The organism is Moorena sp. SIO4A1 (genome assembly GCF_010672065.1).
GTDB lineage: Bacteria > Cyanobacteriota > Cyanobacteriia > Cyanobacteriales > Coleofasciculaceae > Moorena.
The window spans coordinates 1-1,349 of the sequence record NZ_JAAHHX010000777.1; the positions used below are offsets into that span (position 1 = coordinate 1).

At 39.8% G+C, this 1,349-nt stretch carries 2 protein-coding genes; one reads left to right on the forward strand and one right to left on the reverse strand.

Annotated elements, in window-relative coordinates; all coding sequences use genetic code 11:
* On the forward strand, positions 1-613 hold a 613-nt coding region (locus F6K53_RS42810), incomplete at its 5' end, for a WD40 repeat domain-containing protein (RefSeq protein WP_293086684.1).
* A 99-nt stretch (positions 614-712) separates the two neighbouring features.
* On the opposite strand, the gene F6K53_RS42815 is transcribed toward F6K53_RS42810, so the two are convergent.
* On the reverse strand, positions 713-1,349 hold a 637-nt coding region (locus tag F6K53_RS42815; RefSeq protein ID WP_293086687.1), incomplete at its 5' end, for a hypothetical protein.

Below are 1,349 nucleotides of genomic sequence, written 5' to 3' on the forward strand. Positions count from 1 at the left end.
CGAAACCGTTAAACTCTGGCATTTAGACGGCACCTTGTTCAAGACCTTAGAGGGACACCAGGATAAGGTTTGGGGGGTCAGTTTTAGCCCAGACAGCAAACAGATTGCCTCTGCTAGTAGTGATGGCACGGTAAAACTCTGGAATCGTGATGGCAAGTTGCTCAATACGTTGAAAGAGCATAATGATGCTGTCAATTGGGTCAGTTTCAGTCCCGATGGCGAGATGATTGCCTCTGCTAGTAGTGATGGCACGGTAAAACTCTGGAATCGTGATGGCAAGTTGCTCAATACCTTGAAAGGCCATAATGGTGCCGTGAATTGGGTTAGTTTCAGTCCTGATGGAACCTTAATCGCATCTGCGAGTAGTGATACAACAGTTAATCTTTGGAGTCGGGATGGACATTTAATTAATACCTTTAAGGGACACAACGATTCGGTATTTGGAGTTAGTTTTAGTCCCGATAGTAAGTTAATTGCTTCTGCTAGTAAAGACAAAACAATGATTTTGTGGAATTTGGATGTGGATTATTTGCTAGATCGTGGTTGTAGTTGGTTGTACGATTATTGGCATCATAACCGTGAAGGTAAGAGGGATCAGCTTTGTGGATTTTAACTATAGGAAGGGAGTCGGGAGTAGGGAATCGGGAGTAGGGAGTAGGGAGTAGGGAATAGCGGTTCTGGTTACTATAATAAAATTGCTATAAATAATGTGCTAGTAAATACCCCACTCATCAATAATTTTTTCTCTTTCAGAAACCGCCAATTGAGATAGATTTTTACCAAGAGCAGATTCCATTTCAGGGGAGAGAATTATGTGCTGATTTTGGTCAATAGTTATGTGCTTATCTACTTGCTCTTGGGTAAGAATACCCTTGCATACATAAGTTGAGAGTATTTCGAGAACAACCTGAAATGCATTGTAAGGAATAGAAGTTAATTTAAACCCAGGAATATGAATATATTTACCCCCATTTTTATGGTGATATAGATAACGAATAGGATTATCATCCCGTTTGGCAGCATCTACCTCATCGGTAGTTTTTCTACCAGGATAAACTTGAACCGCTTTTTTGAGCTTAATATTTTCCAATCCCTTAGCCCAAGGAATCCAGCGAGAAATATCCTGCTTAATTGTGCTCAACATTTCTGCTTCCGTTCTACCAGTTATTTTTTCCAAATTATCCAACCATTCCCTAGGAATATTTTTCGGAGTTTCAGCCAAGGGGAAGTCTAATTCTGCCTGGTTATATTCTCGACCAGAAAAAATTGCCAGATGATCGTATCCGACTTTAATTATTCCACCATATTGACCTCGAATTAGCATAGTACTATAAAAACTTTTTTCGATT